This is a genomic window from Selenomonadales bacterium 4137-cl (assembly GCA_032334055.1).
GTDB lineage: Bacteria > Bacillota > Negativicutes > Sporomusales > UBA7701 > Anaeroselena > Anaeroselena agilis.
In genome coordinates this window covers 2,364,751-2,383,652 of sequence record JAUOZS010000001.1, presented here as the reverse complement: position 1 = coordinate 2,383,652, position 18,902 = coordinate 2,364,751, and the positions used below count along the sequence as shown (strand labels likewise).

At 63.0% G+C, this 18,902-nt stretch carries 17 protein-coding genes; 9 read left to right on the top strand and 8 right to left on the bottom strand.

Translation table 11 applies throughout. The features are described from left to right. The first annotated feature begins 45 nt into the window (after positions 1–45). On the top strand, positions 46–189 hold the full coding sequence (locus Q4T40_12585; protein ID MDT8902084.1) for a hypothetical protein: 144 nt from the start codon (positions 46–48) through the stop codon (positions 187–189). Positions 190–224: 35 nt separating this feature from the next. Here Q4T40_12585 and Q4T40_12580 read toward each other — a convergent pair whose 3' ends face one another. Continuing rightward, a complete protein-coding gene (locus Q4T40_12580) occupies positions 225–2,228 on the bottom strand; it encodes a PAS domain S-box protein (GenBank protein MDT8902083.1) in 2,004 nt (667 codons plus the stop codon). Positions 2,229–2,441: 213 nt separating this feature from the next. On the opposite strand from Q4T40_12580, the gene Q4T40_12575 reads away from it, so the two are divergent. Together Q4T40_12575 and Q4T40_12570 are read left to right on the top strand one after the other, a co-directional pair. Next, positions 2,442–2,711, top strand: coding sequence for a metal-sensitive transcriptional regulator (locus tag Q4T40_12575; protein MDT8902082.1), 270 nt, complete (start codon positions 2,442–2,444; stop codon positions 2,709–2,711). Between the two features lie 5 nt (positions 2,712–2,716). Next, complete coding sequence (locus Q4T40_12570; protein ID MDT8902081.1) at positions 2,717–5,113, top strand: heavy metal translocating P-type ATPase; 2,397 nt, start codon at positions 2,717–2,719, stop codon at positions 5,111–5,113. 43 nt (positions 5,114–5,156) lie between these two features. Here Q4T40_12570 and wrbA read toward each other — a convergent pair whose 3' ends face one another. Then, positions 5,157–5,768 carry an NAD(P)H:quinone oxidoreductase gene (gene wrbA / locus Q4T40_12565; protein ID MDT8902080.1) on the bottom strand — a complete coding sequence of 204 codons (612 nt, stop codon included), beginning with the start codon at positions 5,766–5,768 and terminating at the stop codon, positions 5,157–5,159. 255 nt (positions 5,769–6,023) lie between these two features. Here wrbA and Q4T40_12560 point away from each other — a divergent pair, with 255 nt between their 5' ends. Beyond that, entirely contained in the window at positions 6,024–6,695 is a 672-nt protein-coding gene (locus Q4T40_12560; GenBank protein ID MDT8902079.1) for a TerC family protein, read from the top strand. A 73-nt stretch (positions 6,696–6,768) separates the two neighbouring features. Here the strand turns inward: Q4T40_12560 and Q4T40_12555 are convergent, their stop codons facing one another. Then, positions 6,769–7,635 carry a hypothetical protein gene (locus Q4T40_12555; protein MDT8902078.1) on the bottom strand — a complete coding sequence of 289 codons (867 nt, stop codon included), beginning with the start codon at positions 7,633–7,635 and terminating at the stop codon, positions 6,769–6,771. Between the two features lie 150 nt (positions 7,636–7,785). Between Q4T40_12555 and cooS the strand changes: the two genes are divergently transcribed. Then, a complete protein-coding gene (cooS, locus tag Q4T40_12550) occupies positions 7,786–9,924 on the top strand; it encodes an anaerobic carbon-monoxide dehydrogenase catalytic subunit (protein MDT8902077.1) in 2,139 nt (712 codons plus the stop codon). A 25-nt stretch (positions 9,925–9,949) separates the two neighbouring features. On the opposite strand, the gene Q4T40_12545 is transcribed toward cooS, so the two are convergent. Together Q4T40_12545 and Q4T40_12540 are read right to left on the bottom strand one after the other, a co-directional pair. Continuing rightward, positions 9,950–10,612: a 4Fe-4S binding protein gene (locus tag Q4T40_12545; GenBank protein MDT8902076.1), complete on the bottom strand. Its 663-nt coding sequence runs from the start codon at positions 10,610–10,612 to the stop codon at positions 9,950–9,952. A 128-nt stretch (positions 10,613–10,740) separates the two neighbouring features. Beyond that, the gene (locus Q4T40_12540; protein ID MDT8902075.1) at positions 10,741–11,679 is read right to left on the bottom strand and encodes a metal-dependent hydrolase; all 939 of its coding nucleotides are present in this window, start codon (positions 11,677–11,679) and stop codon (positions 10,741–10,743) included. A gap of 92 nt (positions 11,680–11,771) precedes the next feature. Here Q4T40_12540 and Q4T40_12535 point away from each other — a divergent pair, with 92 nt between their 5' ends. Then, on the top strand, positions 11,772–11,903 hold the full coding sequence (locus Q4T40_12535; GenBank protein ID MDT8902074.1) for a hypothetical protein: 132 nt from the start codon (positions 11,772–11,774) through the stop codon (positions 11,901–11,903). Between the two features lie 122 nt (positions 11,904–12,025). Then, entirely contained in the window at positions 12,026–13,114 is a 1,089-nt protein-coding gene (locus tag Q4T40_12530) for a sugar diacid recognition domain-containing protein (protein ID MDT8902073.1), read from the top strand. A gap of 307 nt (positions 13,115–13,421) precedes the next feature. On the opposite strand, the gene Q4T40_12525 is transcribed toward Q4T40_12530, so the two are convergent. From Q4T40_12525 to Q4T40_12515, 3 genes are all read right to left on the bottom strand, one after another. After that, positions 13,422–14,750 carry a (Fe-S)-binding protein gene (locus tag Q4T40_12525; protein MDT8902072.1) on the bottom strand — a complete coding sequence of 443 codons (1,329 nt, stop codon included), beginning with the start codon at positions 14,748–14,750 and terminating at the stop codon, positions 13,422–13,424. A 1-nt stretch (position 14,751) separates the two neighbouring features. Then, positions 14,752–16,137, bottom strand: coding sequence for an FAD-linked oxidase C-terminal domain-containing protein (locus Q4T40_12520; GenBank protein ID MDT8902071.1), 1,386 nt, complete (start codon positions 16,135–16,137; stop codon positions 14,752–14,754). Positions 16,138–16,299: 162 nt separating this feature from the next. Then, positions 16,300–16,956 (bottom strand): response regulator transcription factor, encoded by a 657-nt coding sequence (locus Q4T40_12515; GenBank protein MDT8902070.1) that lies wholly within the window; start codon positions 16,954–16,956, stop codon positions 16,300–16,302. Positions 16,957–17,138: 182 nt separating this feature from the next. Between Q4T40_12515 and Q4T40_12510 the strand changes: the two genes are divergently transcribed. Together Q4T40_12510 and Q4T40_12505 are read left to right on the top strand one after the other, a co-directional pair. Further along, positions 17,139–17,999 carry a DUF1848 family protein gene (locus Q4T40_12510; protein MDT8902069.1) on the top strand — a complete coding sequence of 287 codons (861 nt, stop codon included), beginning with the start codon at positions 17,139–17,141 and terminating at the stop codon, positions 17,997–17,999. A gap of 89 nt (positions 18,000–18,088) precedes the next feature. After that, a complete protein-coding gene (locus tag Q4T40_12505; protein MDT8902068.1) occupies positions 18,089–18,826 on the top strand; it encodes an MBL fold metallo-hydrolase in 738 nt (245 codons plus the stop codon). The last annotated feature ends 76 nt before the right edge of the window (positions 18,827–18,902 follow it).

Sequence of the window (18,902 nt, the reverse complement as noted above, 5' to 3'; positions counted from 1 at the left end):
CGCCGCCGCCGAAAATAGCAACAGAAAAACAGCGGAGGTGGCATCATGGCAAATATCTACACCTTCTGGAACGGCAAAAACCTCGGCGGCCGGCAGGAATACCTGGAGGTCGGCAACGAACCCGACTGCGGCGCCTGTGCCTTCCGGTGCGTCGAAGGCACCGAAACGGTCGGCGCGGACGATTTGTGACATAAAAAAAGAGCGCGAACTGCGCTCTTTTTTTCCTACATCTGCACCACCGGGAAAGTCACCGTGAACGTCGTCCCGCCCGCTCCGCTGTCGAACGAAACGGCGGCGTTGTGGCGGGCGGCGATGCTGTAGCAAACCGCCAGTCCCAGCCCCACCCCGTACTCCTTCGTAGTGAAGAACGGCGTACCGATCTTGTCGGCGAGATCGGGCGGTATGCCCCGCCCCTGGTCCTGTACCGACAAAATGATTTGATCCTCCTCGCAAAATGTCCTGATAGTCAGCGTGCCGCCGGGCGGCATCGCGTCCAGGCCGTTGCGCGCCAGGTTGATGATCAGCTGGCGGATCTCCTTTTCATCCAAAGGGAGACTGGGGATCTCCGCAAGATCGGTTTTCACCGTCTTGTTATACAGGATGGCGCCTGCCTCGAGAAGGGGCAGCAGCATCGCGATAACATCGTTCAGGTTGCCCTCCTTGAGGTCCACCGCCTTATTCTTGGCCAGCGAAAGAAACTCCGTGATGATCGCGTTGGCCCGGTCAAGCTCCTGGATCATCAGCTCGAAATGACCGCTGTGGCGGGCCAGATCCTGCTTGTTGCTCAGCATCTGCAGGAAACCGCGAACAGTCGTCAGCGGGTTGCGGATTTCGTGGCCGATACCGGCCGCCATGGCCCCGATGAGGTTGAGGCGGTCGAGGCGGGCGATCTCCTTCTCCACCCGTTTGCGCTCGCTGATATCATGGGCAATACTCACCACGCAAGGGCGTTCATCAAGGTGGATGAGATGGGAATTGACCTCCACCGGAATCGTCTGGTCGTCGCTGGTCAGGTAGGCGCTTTCGTTCAGCGTGTGCCGCTGGGCGTAAAGCAGCTCGATCTTCTCGCGGGTATCGCCGCGAAATTCCAGGGGAACGATATCCACAGGCGTCCGCTGCAAAAGCTCCTCCCGGCGGTAGCCCAGACGCCGGCAGGCCGTATCGTTGGCGTCGATGATCAGACCCGGCAGCCCGTCAGGAGTGATCTCGGCGACAACAATAATGTCATTGATGCTGTTGAACAGCATCCGGTACCGTTCCTCACTCTCGCGCAGCGCGTCCTCCGCAGCCTTGCTCGCCGCCAGCCCCCTGCGCAGCGAACCGTGCTCCGTAGCGTTGGCGAACGCCACCGCCGCCAAGTCGGCGAACCTCGTCAGCAGCGAAACCTCATCCTCGCGGAAATGGTAATCCTCGTCAGGCGAATAAAGGCCCAGCACGCCCATCATCTGCGAACCCCGCCTCAGCGGCACGGCCACCGTCGCCGGCTCCGCCTCCCGGCCTTCCTCAGGGTCTGACGGCAGCCGCCGGTGCTGTTCGACCGCCGGCTCGCCCGTCTGCCACACCCTGCCGACCAGGCCTTCGCCGGGAGCCACCGCCGGGCTCAAAGGGCCGCCGACCTCCGGGACCTTCAGCTCGAGCGCCCCCGACGCCTCGTCATAAATATAAATAAACCCGTAGGGGGCGTCGACGAGGGCGCAGGCGCGGTGGGCGAGCGCGACGAGCAGATCGCTCTCGTCCCGCTTGTCCAGCACATCCAGGAAAGAATCCTTCAGCAGCGTAAGGTTGCCGTGTTCGAGAAGCAGGCGCTGTTCCGACAGCTTGCGGCGGGTTATATCGCGGAAAATTGCCATCACGAACTCGTGCTCGCCGATGTTGACCCTTTTTAAGAACCCTTCGACCCAGAAATCCCGTCCCGACTTATGCCTGGCCTTCCACTCGAACAACTGTGAGTTTCCCGCCGCCGCCTCCCGGAAACGGCGCTGCGCCTCCTCGGCCGTGAAGGGATATTCACCCGGCGGCAGAGTGCCGATGCCGGGATTGCGTGCATCATCGGGGGATAAGCCGAACATGTCGCGCGCCTTGTCGTTCATGGTAACGATCGCGCCGCTGGTGACATTATGGAGCAGGATAGCCTCGTGGGCCTGGTTGAAAACGACAAAATCCGAGGGCGTAAAAAAAGGTCTTGGCATCGCCAGCTCGGCTGAAGCGTGCTTCTTGGCTTTCTCCATGCTTACCTCCGGTTAGTGGCAATTCTCCGGTAATCTATATTTGACAGACGGCGACAAATACCTTCCAGTTTAGTACCAAAATTTGCCTTAATTTGTATTATTTTTGACCTCCGCGTTGGTTTTTCCACAAGATATTGCGGTGTTGACGCCAGCCGGCGAAAAGGTTATGATAATAATATAATACCCTACCGGGGTATGGTATAAGGAGGGGCCGTGAGGAGAACACAAAGCGAACAGGATAAGCTCATCGCCCAGATCAGCCGCATCGAAGGCCAGGTGCGGGGAATCGGCAAAATGATCGCCGCCGACCGCTACTGCATCGACGTCCTCATCCAGGTGCAGGCGGCCCGCGCCGCCCTTACCCGGGTGGGCCTGCTCATCCTCGAGGACCACGCCAAGGGCTGCGTCGTCGATGCCGTGCAACGGGGCGAAGAAAAGGTGATCGACGAACTTGTCGACGCCGTAAAAAAATTTGTGAGGTGATCGACTTGACTCGCGACACTTTCAGCATCACGGGCATGACCTGCTCAGCCTGCGCCGCCCGCATCGAAAAAGGAGTCGCGGCAATGCCGGGCGTGGCCGCCGCCAACGTCAACTTCGCCGTCGGCCGTCTCACCGTCGAATACGACCAGGCCGCGGTAACGCCGGAAAACATCGTCGCCAAAATCCGCGACCTCGGCTACGACGTCGCCACCGAACGGCTCGACTTCACCGTCGGCGGCATGAGCTGCGCCGCGTGCGCCGCGCGCGTCGAGAAAGCCGTCCTTAAGCTTCCCGGCGTCGTCAGCGCCAACGTCAACTTCGCCCTCGGCAAGCTCACCGTCGAGGCCGGTCCCGGGGCAAGCGCCGCCGTGATCGCCGCCGCGGTAAAAGACGCCGGCTACGAAGCCGCCGCGGCAGCCGGCGACCAGGGCGGGCAGGACCGGGAACGGGCCGCCCGCGAAGCCGACATCGGCCGCCAGAAGCGCCTGTTTATCGTCTCCGCCCTCCTGTCGCTGCCCCTTGCCCTCCACATGGTCCTCGACATCGTCGGGCTCCACAGCGCCCTGCTCGCCAGCCCCTATTTCCAGCTCGTCCTCGCCGCCCCCGTCCAGTTCGGGGCCGGCTGGCAGTTCTACCGCGACTCCGTCAGCGCCCTGCGCCACGGCAGCGCCAACATGTCCGTCCTCGTCGCCCTCGGCACCAGCGCCGCCTTCCTCCTCAGCCTCTACAACACCGTCGTCGGCGTCAAAGCCGTCTACTACGAAACCTCCGCCATCCTCATCACCCTCATCATCCTCGGCCGCCTGCTCGAAGCCAGGGCCAGGGGCCGGACCTCCGAAGCCATCCGCAAACTCATGGGTCTCGCCGCCAAAACCGCCCGCGTCGTCCGGGGCGGGGCGGAGGAGGACATTCCCATCGAAGAGGTGCGGGTCGGCGACATCATCGTCGTCCGTCCCGGCGAAAAAATCCCCGTCGACGGCATCGTCACCGCCGGCGACTCGGCCGTCGACGAAGCGATGCTCACCGGCGAAAGCCTCCCGGTCGACAAAAAACCCGGCGACAAAGTTTACGGCGCCACCATCAACAAATACGGCACCTTTCGCTTTGAAGCCCACAAAGTAGGCAAAGACACCGCCCTCGCCCAAATCATCAAAGTCGTCGAAGAAGCCCAGGGCTCCAAGGCTCCCATCCAGCGCATCGCCGACGTCATCTCCGGCTACTTCGTCCCCGCCGTCATCGCCATCGCCGTCCTCACCTTCGCCGCCTGGTACTTCTTCTTCGCCCCCGGCGACATCGCCCGCGCCCTCCTCAACGCCACCGCCGTCCTCGTCATCGCCTGCCCCTGCGCCCTTGGCCTCGCCACCCCCACCTCCATCATGGTCGGCACCGGCCGCGGCGCGGAGACCGGCATCCTCTTCAAAGGCGGCGAACACCTGGAGAAAACCTACAAACTCACCGCCGTCATCCTCGACAAAACCGGCACCGTCACCAAAGGCCAGCCCGAACTCACCGACCTCATCGCCCTCGACGGCCAGGCCGACGAACTGCTCGCCCTCATCACCGCCGCCGAAAAAGCCTCCGAGCATCCCCTGGCCGCCGCCATCGTCCGCGGCGCCGCCGACAGGGGCGTTCCGCCGGCCGCCGAGCCTACCGCCTTCGCCGCCGTTGTGGGCGCGGGCGTCACCGCCACCGTCGCCGGCAAAAACCTCGCCGTCGGCACCCGCCGGCTCATGGACGAAAAAGGCGTCGCCATCGCCACCAGCCTCGACAAAGTAGAACAACTCGAAAGCGAAGGCAAAACCGTCATGTTCGCCGCCGTCGACGACCGGCTCGCCGCCCTCGTCGCCGTCGCCGACACCGTCAAGGAATCCTCGCGTGAAGCCATCGCCGACTTAACCGCCATGGGCCTCGAAGTGTGGATGATCACCGGCGACAACCGCCGCACCGCCGAAGCCATCGCCCGCCAGGTCGGCATCGAGCATATCATGGCCGAAGTCCTGCCGGCCAACAAGGCTGAACAGGTCGAACGCCTGCGCTCCCAGGGCAAAATCGTCGCCATGGTCGGCGACGGCATCAACGACGCCCCCGCCCTCGCCGCCGCCGACGTCGGCATCGCCATGGGCACCGGCGCCGACGTGGCCATAGAAGCCGGCGACGTCACCCTCATGCGCGGCGACCTGCGCGGCATCGCCGCCGCCATCCGCCTCAGCCGGGCCACCATGACCAACATCAAGCAGAACCTCTTCTGGGCCCTCGCCTACAACATCGTCGGCATCCCCATCGCCGCCGCCGGCTTCCTCTCGCCGGTCCTCGCCGGCGCCGCCATGGCCTTCAGCTCCGTCTCGGTCGTGACCAACGCGCTCCGCTTGCGAAGAGTAAAACTTGCGGCCGGCGGCTTGTAAAATCACCGGCCCGCTGGCAAAGCCAGCGGGCCGGTGATTATTCTTACCGTGTCAGTTTCGCCGCGATCGTCGCCACGTGCCTGCCCTGAAAGCGGGCCCCGGCCAGTTCGACCTCGCTCGGCATACGGCTGCCGTCACCGCCGGCGATCGTCGACGCCCCGTAAGGCGAACACCCCGCTACCTCCGCGACCGTCGTCTGACCCTGAAAACTGTAAGGCAGGCCAACGATCACCATTCCGTGGTGCAGCAGCGTAGTGTGGAAACTCAAAATCGTCGACTCCTGGCCGCCGTGCTGCGTACCGCTGCTGGTGAACACGCTGCCGGCTTTACCCACCAGTTTGCCCTGAGCCCAGAGGCCACCGGTGGCGTCAAGGAACTGGCGCATCTGACCGCACATGTTGCCGAACCGGGTGGGGGAGCCGAAGACGATGGCGTCGGCCGCCGCCAGCTCATCCACCGTGCAAACCGGGATATGGGCCAGCGCTTTCTGCGCCTCGGTCGCCCCCATTTTCGCCACAACCTCGGCGGGCAGCGTTTCCGGCACGCGACGCAGGACAGCTTCGGCGCCGGGCACTTCCCGCACCCCTGCGGCAACCGCCTCAGCCAGCCGGTGGATATGACCGTAAAGCGAGTAATAAACGATCAAAACCTTCACAACATCGCCTCCTTAACACATAGATTAATATAATAAGCCATATTTATTCCTTCGCGCCGCTTAACGCCGCTTCCTGCCGGTTTCATTCCCGGGCGGGGGAAAATGCGCGCACACGCAGACTTGTCCCGATAAGGCACAAAATCCCGTTCATGCCCGCCTCTTTACCGGGTAAAATAATAACGGACCAACAGAACCATTGTCGCGTCGTGATGACTTAAACCTAGGCCGTTCGGCCATACCAAGGCAGGTGGTGGCATGGATTACCTGACAGCCCTATTCAGCATCATGATGATCAACCTCCTCCTCAGCGGCGACAACGCCCTCGTCATCGCCCTCGCCAGCCGCAGACTGCCCCCCGCGCAACAGCGGCAGGCCGTCCTGTGGGGCGGCGCCGGCGCCATCGGCATGCGCATCATCCTCACCCTCGCCGCCGTACTGCTCCTCAAGGTCCCCTACCTGCAGATCGCCGGCGGCCTCCTTCTCCAATGGGTCGCCGTCAAACTCGTCGCCGACGACCACAGCGCCGGGGAAGAGGTGGAAGCGGCCGGCAACCTCTGGGACGCCGTCAAAACCATCCTCATCGCCGACCTCGTCATGAGCCTCGACAACGTCATTGCCATCGCCGGCGTCTCCCGCGGCAACATCAGCCTCCTCGTCATCGGCCTCGCCCTCAGCATCCCCATCATCATCTGGGGCAGCACCCTCATCACCAAGCTCATGCAGCGCTGGCCGGTCATCGTCGTAATCGGCGCCGCCTTCCTCGGCTGGACGGCCGGCGACATGCTCGTCGCCGACCCGGCCGCCCAACCCCTCGCCGCAGCTTACCCGTTCCTCCACTGGGCGGTCCCCGGCGTCTTCGCCGCCGCAGTTGTGGCGTTCGAATTTCTCAAAGACCGCCCGAAGGGCAGGGGAGAGGGGCAAACTTAACAGTGTTCCCCCAAAAAAAGAACGCCGTCAGGCGTTCTTTTTTGTCAGCCGCTGGGCCGCTATGTAATGCTTCCTAAAACCGGAACTCGCTGGAGAAATAAAATCCCTTCTGCACACTAGTCGCCTTATCCCAGGAAATCTCGGCGCTCGTATTCTCCGTCCCGTGGTAAAGGCTCATATACTGGTAACGGTAGCCGGCGGTCACCGCCGCCGCCTGCGTGCCGCCTAAGGCGTAGCGAACGCCTATGTACGCGTCCACCATCTGCGCCGTGCCCGTATGATCGAACTCCAGGCCGCGGAGATTCCACCAGCCGTGGCCCTGAGCGAGAGCGAGCGGGGAGTAGGCCACCGACCCGACGACGCTCACCTGCGGCGACAAGGCCGACTTGCCCTTAACCCCGATATGCGGTCCCTGATAAGTGGCCGTATAGGTGGAAGACAGGCCGTCCAGCGCGTGCGGCGGGCTTTGGGAAGCATAATTCTCCACATAGTACACGCCGTCCGTCATCCGAAAAGCATTCTGCCGGTAGCCGTAGCCGACGAAATACTCGCGGTCCGCGCCGGCCGGCTTCACCCAGTCCACATTAACAAAGGCGCTCCTGCCCGTCGTATTGAACTCGCCGTAATACCACAAGCTCGAACTCCGCGTATAATCCCAGTCCGAATCGCTGCCGGCCGTCGCCTTCATCCCGTTCGCCAGGCCGCCCTCCACCCGCAGCCGGCTGAGGTGCGACGGCTTGTTTTCATAACTCGCGGTAAAATAAGTGCTGGCGTGGGGATAATAAAGCTCGGACGCCCCGTCGGCCGGAAAAGAAATGCGCCACACCTGCGAACCGGTCGCCGGCCACACGCCGAGCGACAAATCGCCCGCCGCCGCCGTGCCTGTCAACCAAACGATCAATACCGAAGCCAACATCCACGTCCGCAGCGACTTTGCCAATACAATTCCCCACCTTACATAATTTATTGACATATTCGCCGTTAACAGCCGCAACCCTGTCGCCGGCCGGCCGGTAATTTATGTCAAGCAAGGCATAAAAAAAGCCGCCTGTCGCAGACTAACACCATTACGATGTGAGGGGGAATCGACGTGTCCGACCGTCAGCAGCTTATCACCAGTACCGACGACGTCAGCAGGGGAGACGTGGAATCAGTACTCGGGCGAGGCGACGCCAGCGCCAGCAACGATCCCGACGCCCACTTCGACGTCCACGCCAACGCGCGCAAATACTACGACATAACCAAATCGCCGCCGCCCGAAGGCGTATTCGCCTGGCAGCGCGAACACATCCGCACCCACGACCAGGGCAAGGACGGCTATCCCCTCAACATCATCATCGACCCCGCCATGCGCGAAATGTACCAGCATGTCCACGCCCAGGGGCTGACCAACGTCTTCGACCGCTGGCAGCAGCAGGAAACCATCCGTTGCGGCTTCTGCACCTCGGGGCTCAGCTGCCAGCTCTGCGCCCAGGGGCCCTGCCGCATCAACGCCAAAGTGCCGCGCGGCGCCTGCGGCGTCGACGCCCACGTCATGGTCGCCCGCAACTTCGTCTACCGCCACGTCACCATCGGCACCGCCGCCAACATCTTTCACGCCCAGCAGGCCGCCCGCACCCTCAAAGCCGCCGCCGAAGCGCCCGACAGCGGCCTTGTCCTCCGCGACCCCGACAAACTCCTCAAATACGCCGAAATGGCCGGCCTCAACAGCAAACAGGACGTGAACAAAGTCGCCCGCACCTTTGCCGACTGGATACTCACCGACATGGGACGGCCCTACTACGAGGAAGCAGCCATGGTCCAGGCCTTCGCCCCCGCCAAGCGCAAGGAACTGTGGCGCAAACTCAAACTCTTCCCCGGCGGCGGCAACAGCGAGGTATCCTTCGCCCAGACCAAATGCATGACCAACCTCAACGCCGACCCGGTCGACTTCCTCCTCACCTCCGTCCGGCTCGGCATCATCAACGAATACCAGGGCCTCTTCGCCCTCGACATCCTCCAGGAAATCCTCATGGGCACCCAGAAAATTCACACCACCCGGCAGAACATGGGTCTCCTCGACCCGGCCAAAATCAACATCATCACCAACGGCCACATGCCGCTCGTCGCCCAGACCGTCATCGACCTCGCCTCGCGGCGCGAGTGGCAGGAAAAGGCCAAGGCAGCCGGCGCCTCGGCCATCCAGATCCTCGGCCATGTCTGCGAAGGCCAGCAGCTCATCAACTACGCCGGCACCCAGGACATGCCCGCCTACGGCGGCCAGGAAGGCGAATGGCTATCCGAAGAATACCTCCTCGCCACCGGCTGTGTCGACGTATTCATGTTCGACTACAACTGCACCGTGCCCACCCTGCCGCTTTACGCCAAACGCTTCGGCACCACCCTCGTCAGCACCCATGAAGTCATCAAACTCCCCGGCGCCGAAACCGTCGAATTCATCCCCGAGCGGATGGCCGAACAGGCGAGCAAAATCCTCGACATGTCCATCGAAGCCTTCAAGCGCCGCCAGGCCGAAAACCGCGAAACCTATGTCCCGCAATACACCACCGAATGCACCGTCGGCTTCAGCACCGAGCCCGTCAAAGCCGCCCTCGGCGGCACCTGGCAGCCCCTCCTCGACGCCATCGCGAACGGCAGCATCCGCGGCATCGCCACCATCGTCGGCTGCACCACCGCCCGCTATGGCCAGGGCGGCAGCAACATCTTCCGCATCACCAAGGGCCTGATCGAAAAAGACATCCTCGTCCTGTCCGGCGGCTGCACCTCCGCGGTCATGGAATACACCGGCCTCACCAGGCCCCAGGCGGCCGAGGAATGCGGCCCCGGCCTCAAAGCCGTCTGCCAGGCCCTCGGCATCCCGCCCGTCCTCTCCTACGGCGCCTGCGTCGACATCGGCAAAATGACCCATACCGCCATGGAACTCGCCGACGCCCTCGGCGTCGATACCGACAAACTGCCGCTCGTCATCGGCGCCCCCGAATACCTCGAGCAGAAAGCCGTCGCCGACGCCTGCACCGCCATCGCCCTCGGCTGGCTCGTCCACGTCGCCCCCGTGCCGTCCGTCACCGGCAGCGACGTCGTCGTCAAAACCCTCACCGAAACCACCGAAACCCTCGGCCTCGGCAAACTCATGGTCGAACTCTCCGCCGACAAAACCGTCGCCATCTACGTCGACCACATCGAGAAAAAGCGCAAAGAACTCGGCCTCTCCTCCGGCCCCGTCCACTAAAACAAAGAAGAAGCCCGCGTGTCGATCACGCGGGCTTCTTCATCGTCGCCGGTTCCTCGCTTGTCGCGAACGCGAGCGCCTTCTTCGGGCACACCGCCGTGCAGCGGTCGCACTTCAGGCAGTCGCCGTCCGTGAACGCTCCGGCCTCCTTGCCGCTCTGCGGCTGAAGCTGCAGCGGGCAGGCCTTGGTGCACAGTCCGCAGCTCACACAGCTCGGCGCCACCTTCAGCGGCATCTTCCCGCGGCTCAGCCACGACGCCAGCGTCCCCATCGGGCAGAACGAGCACCACGTCCGCTGGTGGTAGATCATGCCGAGGACCACGCCAACCACCGTCGTCACGAAAATTATATTGATGAACACCATCCCCATCGCCGCCAGGTCGCCCCAGGCGAAATACATCTGCGCCGAAAACACCGACATGATGAAAATCAGCATGAAAATGCGCAGACCCTTGCTGCGAAAGAAGGAGGGGATGGGCCGCTTGGGCGAAAAACGGGCCAGCGCGTTGTCGTAAAAGCTGCCGCGCGGACACCAGTTGCCGCACCAAAAGCGGCCCTTGAAGGGGGCGATTACCACCGGAGCCAGCATGCACACCAGCGCGATTACACCGATCGCCGGGTATACGAAACCTATCGCCAGATAGGCGAGCAAAATCCAGAAAAGATAAGGCTGCAATTTATTACGCATCTATCATAACCTCCTAACCCGTCCCCTGGGGGAGGGGGTACTACAAACATTATAACACACCCGGCCGGTTTTGCAACAGCAAAAATACCGGGTGTGAAATGCCCTGCGCCTTTGTGGTATAAAGGTCGCTATTCCGTTACTCTGATCGTCTGGCCGAGCGAATGAATATACGCGTCGCGCAGCGTCTTCTCGGGAGTGAAAGTGATCGTGGCGCTGTGCACGAACTCGCCGCCCTTGTAGTAGCGCAAATCGTAGATATTCACCTTGCCTTCGTCCTCGTCCGACTCGTCGAAGTAAATGAAGGGCGTGAAGGTCGTGAAAAACTCGCCCAGCGACGTCTTACTAGCCTGTTCGGCCAGCGGCGACAGCTCCTGGCGGGGCAGGTCGGCCTTGATGTCGAGCAGCGGGAAAAGCGCCCCCAGGCGGCCGTTGATGTGGCGGCGGTCGGTTTCCACCACGAAATCCCAGTAAAAGAGGCGGCTGAGACACGGCATCACCCAGATGCGGGTCAGCAGCTCGCCGGCGAATCTGTTCTTCAGCCACGCGTAAGCCCGCTTGCGCAGGCAATAACGCGCGAAGATATACAGCGCCAGCGTCGCCAGGCTGAGATACGAAACCTCCTCGATCGGCAGACGGGTGGCGTACATCGACAGCAGCAGCGCCATCAGAATAGGGTCGAAAACATTGAGCAGGGGATAGCTTTTCCGCTCCCGGCGAAAAGGCCATAATATCGCCGTCCCGTGGGAGTTAAAATAATCTAAGACAGTATGCGACAGGCCGCCGGCGAACGCCCACAACAGAAGCTGCCCGACCTCGGCCTGCGGCATAAGGAGCTTGACGACCACGGCGATGGCCGCCGCCCACAGGGCGACGCCCGGAACAGAGTGGGAAAACGCCCGGTGCTGTCTCAGGTAGGCCATATTGCCCCTCACCTGGGACACGATATCGAAATCGGGGGCCTGGGCGCCGAGTACGGTAGCGATGTATATCGGGTCGCCGAACGACGGCTGGTGTCCGGACAAGCCGGCTACCGCCACGCCGACGAGCGCGTGCGACAATGAGTCCATTTGCGGCACCTCCTCCTAGTATCACAGCTAAGAATTATAACACGCCTCTCCCCCCGGGTCTATGGCAGATTGCTGGAAAGGAGGTGAGAGCAATGGCGGAAGAACAGCGGCACAGGCACATCGACAAGGACGCAATCAGGCACGTCGGCGGCGTGAACGATACCCTCGGCGGCGTCGACCCCGACATCGACGAAACCCTCATGCGCCTGTCGGGCGGACCCTGACCGCCGGCCGGGTTGACGGTCGCGAACGGTTGTAATATGATTAGAAATAAGTAGAAGACCTTACATACCGTAAGGTCTTCGCCTTTTCGCCGCGATAAAGGACCAGACAGGAGGGGAGAACCATACCCGCGAAAGAACTGTACCGCAGCCTCGACCCCCATTTCTCCCAAACACTCGTCGACATCGTCGCCGCCGAACTCAACAAAAACGTCAACATCTGCGACCACAAAGGGGTAATAATCGCCTCCTTCAGCAAGGAAAGAATCTCCCAGGTCCACGAATGCGCGGCGAACATGCTCGCCTCCGGCCACATACACGAATTCTCCGTCACCGAGGACGACGTCGCCCGCTACAAAGGCGTCCGCAAAGGCTTCAACGTCCCCATCATCTTCGAGGGCCGCTGCGCCGGCGTTATCGGCGTCACCGGCGAGCCCGAAGCCGCCGCCCCCTATGCGCGCCTGGCGGCCCGCTTCGTCCAGGCCGCCCTCGAGTCGAGCGCCCGCCAGGAAAAACTCGTTCGCGCCCTCCAGGAAAAAGAAGAACTGCAGACCATCTTCCTCAACAAAATCATCGCCGTCCAGGAAGAAGAACGCCGCAAGATCTCCCGCGAACTCCACGACGAAACCAGCCAGGCCCTTACCTCCATCATCGTCGGCCTGCGCGTCCTCTCCGAGCAGATGGGAGGGGGGGAGGAGCGGGCGCGGGTCCTCGCCATGCGCGACCTCGCCGCCAAAACCCTTGAAGACGTCCACCGCCTCGCCGTCGAGCTCCGGCCCGTCCTTCTGGACGACCTCGGCCTCGTAGCCGCGGCCCACAAATACATCGAAAGCTATGCCAACCAGTATAGCCTGCCCGTCGATATCGACTTCGCCGGCCTCTCGCGGGAGCGCTTTAGGCCCGAGGTCGAAATCGCCCTCTACCGCATCCTCCAGGAAGCGCTCACCAACATCGTCAAACACGCCCGGGCCGGCCAGGTGCGCGTCGCCCTCAAAAAAAGCCGCGGCCGGCTCCGCCTCACCGTCGCCGACGACGGCGTAGGCTTCGAAATCGCCTCCCTGCAGACGGCGGCCGCCGGCGCCTGCCTGGGCATTCACGGCATGCGCGAGCGGGTAGCCCTCCTCGACGGCGCCTTCGCCATCCAGACCGCCCCCGGGGCGGGGACGGCCATTACCGCCGAAGTCCCCCTCAAAGAAAAGAACCACGGCCGTTGATATGCCCCCATCTGCGGCGTACCCGCAAGGGGCAGGCCGCCCCTCTAACCGCTGAAGCGCTAAGAGGGGCGCACTTGCTCCTCGGCTGACATCCTCAGCGTACTTACGTGTACGCGCGATACTGTTAAACCAATCCTGCGCAAACCACCTATATAAACATTGTCGCGGAGGAAACGGTGGCGTCATCCTCCGGTGCGCCTTGCATCTGAGGGCATCTGAACGGCCTAAGTCAATACGCCGCTGCGTTGACCCAGTGCAAATTTCATACAAAAAGCCCCCGGACCTCGGTCCGGGGGCTTGCGGCATCTTAATGGAAGTGGAACTCGTCCTTCGCCTTCTTCGGCTCGTCCTTCTTGCCCGCTTTGTACGCGCGGTCCAGGAGCTGCACCGTGTGGAAGACCTGCTCGTTGCGGCCGCTCTGCACCAGGCCGTCGGTGATATGCATCCGGCACATGCCGCAGCCGGTCGCCACCGTATCCGCGCCCGTCGACGCGATATCGGCCAGCTTGCGGTCATTGATCGTCCGGGCCACGTCATAGTGCGCCAGGCTGAACGACCCCCCGGCCCCGCAGCAGCGGGCCGGCTCCTTCATCTCCACGAACTCCAGCCCCGGGATGGCCTTCAGCACCTCGCGCGGTTGGGCCGTCACCGCGATGCCGCGCGCCATATGGCACGGGTCGTGCATCGTAACCTTCGCCTTCACCTCGCCGAGGTTGTCGCGGCGGAACTTCACCACATCCACCAGGAACTGGCTGATCTCGTACGTCCTGGCCGCCAGCTTCTCCGCCCGCGCCTTCATCTCCGGGTCGTCGGCGAACATCTCGGGGTAATCCTTCTTCCACGCCATTGTGCACGAGCCGCACGCGGCCACGATATAATCCGGGTTGTAGCGCTCGAACGTCTCGATATTGTGCTTGGCGAACACCTTCGCCAGCTCGATGTCGCCCGAGATATGCACCGGCACCGCACAGCAGTGCTGCAGCGCCGGCAGCGTCACCTCCACGTCGTTCTCCTTCAGGACGTTCAGCACCGCCTGGCCCACATCGGTATATATATAATTGATCGTGCAGCCGGTGAAGAACGCCACCCGCAGCTTCGGATTATCGACCTTCACCACCTCGGGGACCTGGCTGCGGAGCGGGGTGGAGGCTATCGGCGCCATGATCCGCTTGCGGTCCAGCCCCGGCATCGGGAAACGGGCCACCGTCGCCAGGCGGCCGGGCAGCTTCTTGAACGCCAGCGGTCCGAATACGCCGGCCATCCGCAGGCCGAAATCGAACAGCGGCCGGGCCTTCAGCAGCGCGAACGCCGCCTTCTTGATCGGGTGCAGGCCGCGCGTCTTTACGATCGCCTCCCGGCCCTTGATGATCAACTCGTCGGCCTTCACACCGCACGGGCACTTCGCGGTGCACGCCTTGCAGCTCACGCACATCGCCATCCGCTGGTCGAAGCCGGCGGTGATTTCGCTCTGGCCGCTCAGCACCGCCTCCATCAGCGCGATCTTGCCGCGGGCCACCGTCGACTCGGTCTTGAACTCCTTATAGATCGGGCAGACCTCCATACAGTTGCCGCACTTCATGCAATTGGCGAGCGCGTCCTCAAGCTCGGCCAGCAGCTTTTTATTGTCGTCGCTCATATTACAAACACTCCCCGACAAGTTTTCCCGGATTCAGGATACAGTTGGGGTCGAGAGCCTTCTTGATCGCCCGCATCGCCGCCATCCCGGCAGGGCCGAACTGGCTTTCCATATATCGCAGCTTGCCCACGCCGATGCCGTGCTCGCCGGAAAGCGTGCCGCCCAACTGAAGGGAAACCGCAAAAATCTCGTCCATCGCCTTATACACCCGGTCCATCTCGGCGTCGTCGCGGATATCGCACACAATCGTCGGATGGAGGTTGCCGTCGCCGGCATGGCCGAACGTGCCGATCGTCACCGCGTGGCGGGCCGCGATCTCGTTAACCGCGCGGATCATATCGGGCACCTTGCTGCGGGGCACCGTCGCGTCCTCCACGAACGTCGTCGGCCGCAGCTTCGCCAGCGCCGGCAGCGCCGCGCGGCGGGCTGCCCAGATCTTGTCGCGCTCGGCCGCGTCCTGGGCCACGCGGATCTCGGCGGCGTTATTGGCCTTCAGCACCTCGACCACCTTGGCGCTGTCCTTTTCCACCACCTCGGCGATCCCGTCCACCTCGATCAGCAGCACAGCCTCCACATCCGTCGGCAGGCCGACCTTCGCGTAATCCTCCACCGTCCGGACGGTGGCGTTATCCATAATCTCCAGCGTCGCCGGGATGATCTTCGCCGCAATGATGGCCGCGATCGCCTGCCCGGCGTCGTCCAGCTTGGCGAACGTCGCCAGCATGCTCCTGCGCGCCTCGGGCGCCGGCATCAGCTTGACCGTTATCTTCGTAATGACCCCCAGCGTCCCCTCCGAGCCGGTGAACAGCTTCGTCAGGTCGTAGCCGGCCACATCCTTCACCGTCTTGCCGCCGGTGTTCAGGATCCGTCCGTCGGCCAGCACCACCTCCAGGCCCATCACATAATGCTTCGAAACTCCGTACTTCAGGCCGCGCAGGCCGCCGGCGTTCTCCGACACCGTGCCGCCCAGCGTCGCCGTCGCCACCGTGCCGGGATCGGGAGGATAAATAAGGCCGAACTCCTCCACCGCCTTGTTCAGGTCGCCCACCACCACGCCGGGCTCGGCCACCGCGATCAGGTTGGCGGTATCGATCTCCACGATCTTGTTCATACGGGTCATCAGCAGCACGATCCCGCCCTTCAGGGGGACGGTTCCCGCGCTAAGATTCGTTCCGGAGCCGCGGGGATAGACCGGGATTTTGGCTTCGTTGGCCGCGGCCAGCACCTTAGCCACCTCGTCGGCCGTTCCCGGCATGACCACCGCCTCCGGCATATGCGAGAACCCCGGCGTGGCGTCATACGAATAGCACAACAGATCTTCCTGGCTTGTCAGGACATGCTCCGCCCCGACGATCCCCTTTAAAGAATCGATCAACCCACTCTGCATATTCTCCCTGCTCCTTTACGCAAATTTATGAAAAATAAGACACCTTTTCATATTAATTGTCCTGGTTGTCAGACCAGAAGTAAATCAGGCATATCCAGTAAAATTCCGTAGGGATAACCTGCAGGCCGTCATAAGAGAAAACCCTACACCTTGAGAAACTAATCACATATTTATCAGCTTATACTGGACCGCGTAATTAACCAGCTCCGACTTCCGGTGCACGTTCAACTTATGCATAATCCGCGAGCGGTAAGTATCGATCGTCTTGGTGCTTAGCGACAGCGCCGCGCCGATCTCGCTGTTCGTGTATCCCTGGGCCAGGAAGCGCAGCACCTCGCGCTCGCGGGCCGACAGCAGCACATACGGGTCGCGGCGGTCCGGCCCCTCCGCAGGCGCGCGCAGCAAGCTGTCCAGCAGCTTCTCCGACAGCGACTCGTTCAAATACTTCTTCCCGGCGTGAACCTTCACGATCCCTTCCATCAGCTCGGTATCGGCCGACTTCTTCAGCATATAGCCGTCCGCGCCGGCGCGCATAACCTCCTTGACATACGCCTCGTCGTCGTACATCGTCAGCACCAGCACCCGGCAGGGCAGGCCGCGGTAGCGGATCTCCTTGACGCACTCCGCGCCGCTCATCCCCGGCATCGACAAATCGAGGATCAGCACATCCGGGCGCAGCTCCTCCAACAGGCGCAGCGCCTCCAGGCCGTTGGCCGCCTCGCCGACAACCTCGAACTGGGGCGAATAATTCAGCATCGCCTTCAGCCCGGAGCGCAGCACCGCGTGGTCGTCGGCGATGACGATGCGAATTTTTTCCATAGCTCCTCCTTATGGACGGACAACGATTTCCCTTCCAATGTACCACAACTCTCCCGGATAGTAAACGGCTTGCATACACCCGCCCGCAAGTATAAAATCAAATCAGCGCCCGCGCAGTCGACGCCGGCACCGTCCGCCTCCCGGCACGCGCCGCGCCATCCGCACCACAGGGAGGGAACAGCATGGCCGCCAAGCTCAAAACCGTCATATCCGCCTCCCGCCGCACCGACCTGCCGCGCTTCCATTACCGCTGGCTGCAGGACGCTCTGCGCGCCGGCGAAGCCGTCGTCGTCAACCCCCGCTTCCCCGCGGCCAGCTACCGCGTCGACCTCCGCCCGGAAAGCGTCCACACCGTCGTCCTCTGGAGCAAAGACTTCGCCAACATCCTCGCCGACCCCGGCCGCCTCGCCGACTACAACCTCTACTTCCACTACACCGTCAACAACTACTCGCCTCTCCTCGAGCCGGGCGTGCCGCCCTACGCCGCCACCCTCAGGACCCTCGAAGGCCTCCTCGCCCGCCACCGCCCCGAGCAGTTCACCATCCGCTTCGACCCCGTCATCATCTCCACCGGCGGCGAACTCCGGCCCGACCCCGCCAAGCCCGGCCGGGCACGCCTCGCCGCCTTCGAGCGCCTCTGCCGCGACCTCGCCGCCCTCGGCATGCGGTCCTGCCGCCTCGCCACCTCCCACATCGCCCTCTACCCCCACGTAAAAAAGCGCCTCGCGGCCGCGGCAGACCTCGGCTTCGTACCCCTCGAAGACAACCTTCTCACCCTCTTCTTCACCCGCCTCGCCGAAATCGCCGCCGCCCACGGCCTCACCCTCCGCTCCTGCGCCTCGCCCCTCCTCGCCGCCGTCCCCGGGCTCGTCCCCGGACGGTGCGTCGACGGCGACCTCCTCGCCGCCCTTGCCGGCGAGAAAGCCTCCCGCGCCCGCGACGGCGGCCAGCGTGCCGCCTGCGGCTGCACCAAAAGCGTCGACATCGGGGGCTACGCCCAGACCTGCGGCTTCAACTGCCTATACTGCTACGCCCGGCACTAAAGCCGCCGCAGGCAATTCCGGCAGGAAAAATTATCCTTTCGGCGAAGAATAAGGCGAACACTTTCACCGCAACAACCAGGAGGTGCGTCATGACCGGCATCGAGATACTCCTGCCGGGGTTTCCCGCCAAAGCCGACCGAGGCTTTTTCGGCTGGTGCAACGTCGTCGCCCTCAAAACCGGTGACGGCTGGCTGATCGTCGACACCGGCAGCCACGGCGACCGGGCCGTACTGCTCCAGGCAATGGCCGCCCGCGGCATCGACCCGCTGGCGGTCAAAAAGGTTTTCCTCACCCACCTGCACTTCGACCACTGCCTTAACGCCGACCTGTTCGCCAACGCCGCGCTAATTCTCGGCCGCAAAGAATGGGCCTACGCCAACTCATCCCTACCTGAAGAGCGCGGCGACACCTTCGTGCCCAAGCCCTACCTCGGCTACCTGGCCGGCAGGCGCCTTAACTTCGTCGGCGAAGGCGACACCCTCGCTCCCGGCCTCCGGGTGCTGGAACTGCCCGGCCACACCCCCGGCTGCCTCGGCCTCCTCCGCGAAGCCGACGGCACACTCATCGCCGGCGACGCCCTCAAAAACCCCCGCGAATACCACCACCGCGACCCGGCGCTATGCTTCGACTCCCGCGACAACGCCCTCGCCAGCCTCGAACGCATCGCCGGCCTCGCCAGGCGCATCCTGCCGGGGCACGACAGCGCATTCAGCCTTGAGGACGGCGAAATAACGGGCCGCAGCGCCCCGCGGGTGTCGATCACCCATTACATCGACTGGCGGCGCCGCGACGGCGCCGTGCAAAGCCTGCCCGGGGAAGGGGAGTAAAGGATGCGTCCCGCCGCGCAGGTTCGTCCGTGACGCACTACTGTGTATTTTATGCGTGTGCGGCGATTTTTTTATT

Coding starts and splice junctions, on each gene's coding strand:
- Q4T40_12585 (MDT8902084.1), top strand. CDS start 46: ATGGCAAATATCTACACCTTCTGGAACGGCAAAAACCTCGGCGGCCGG.
- Q4T40_12580 (MDT8902083.1), bottom strand. CDS start 2,228: ATGGAGAAAGCCAAGAAGCACGCTTCAGCCGAGCTGGCGATGCCAAGA.
- Q4T40_12560 (MDT8902079.1), top strand. CDS start 6,024: ATGGATTACCTGACAGCCCTATTCAGCATCATGATGATCAACCTCCTC.
- Q4T40_12545 (MDT8902076.1), bottom strand. CDS start 10,612: ATGCGTAATAAATTGCAGCCTTATCTTTTCTGGATTTTGCTCGCCTAT.
- Q4T40_12540 (MDT8902075.1), bottom strand. CDS start 11,679: ATGGACTCATTGTCGCACGCGCTCGTCGGCGTGGCGGTAGCCGGCTTG.
- Q4T40_12535 (MDT8902074.1), top strand. CDS start 11,772: ATGGCGGAAGAACAGCGGCACAGGCACATCGACAAGGACGCAATCAGG.
- Q4T40_12525 (MDT8902072.1), bottom strand. CDS start 14,750: ATGAGCGACGACAATAAAAAGCTGCTGGCCGAGCTTGAGGACGCGCTC.
- Q4T40_12520 (MDT8902071.1), bottom strand. CDS start 16,137: ATGCAGAGTGGGTTGATCGATTCTTTAAAGGGGATCGTCGGGGCGGAG.
- Q4T40_12515 (MDT8902070.1), bottom strand. CDS start 16,956: ATGGAAAAAATTCGCATCGTCATCGCCGACGACCACGCGGTGCTGCGC.
- Q4T40_12510 (MDT8902069.1), top strand. CDS start 17,139: ATGGCCGCCAAGCTCAAAACCGTCATATCCGCCTCCCGCCGCACCGAC.
- Q4T40_12505 (MDT8902068.1), top strand. CDS start 18,089: ATGACCGGCATCGAGATACTCCTGCCGGGGTTTCCCGCCAAAGCCGAC.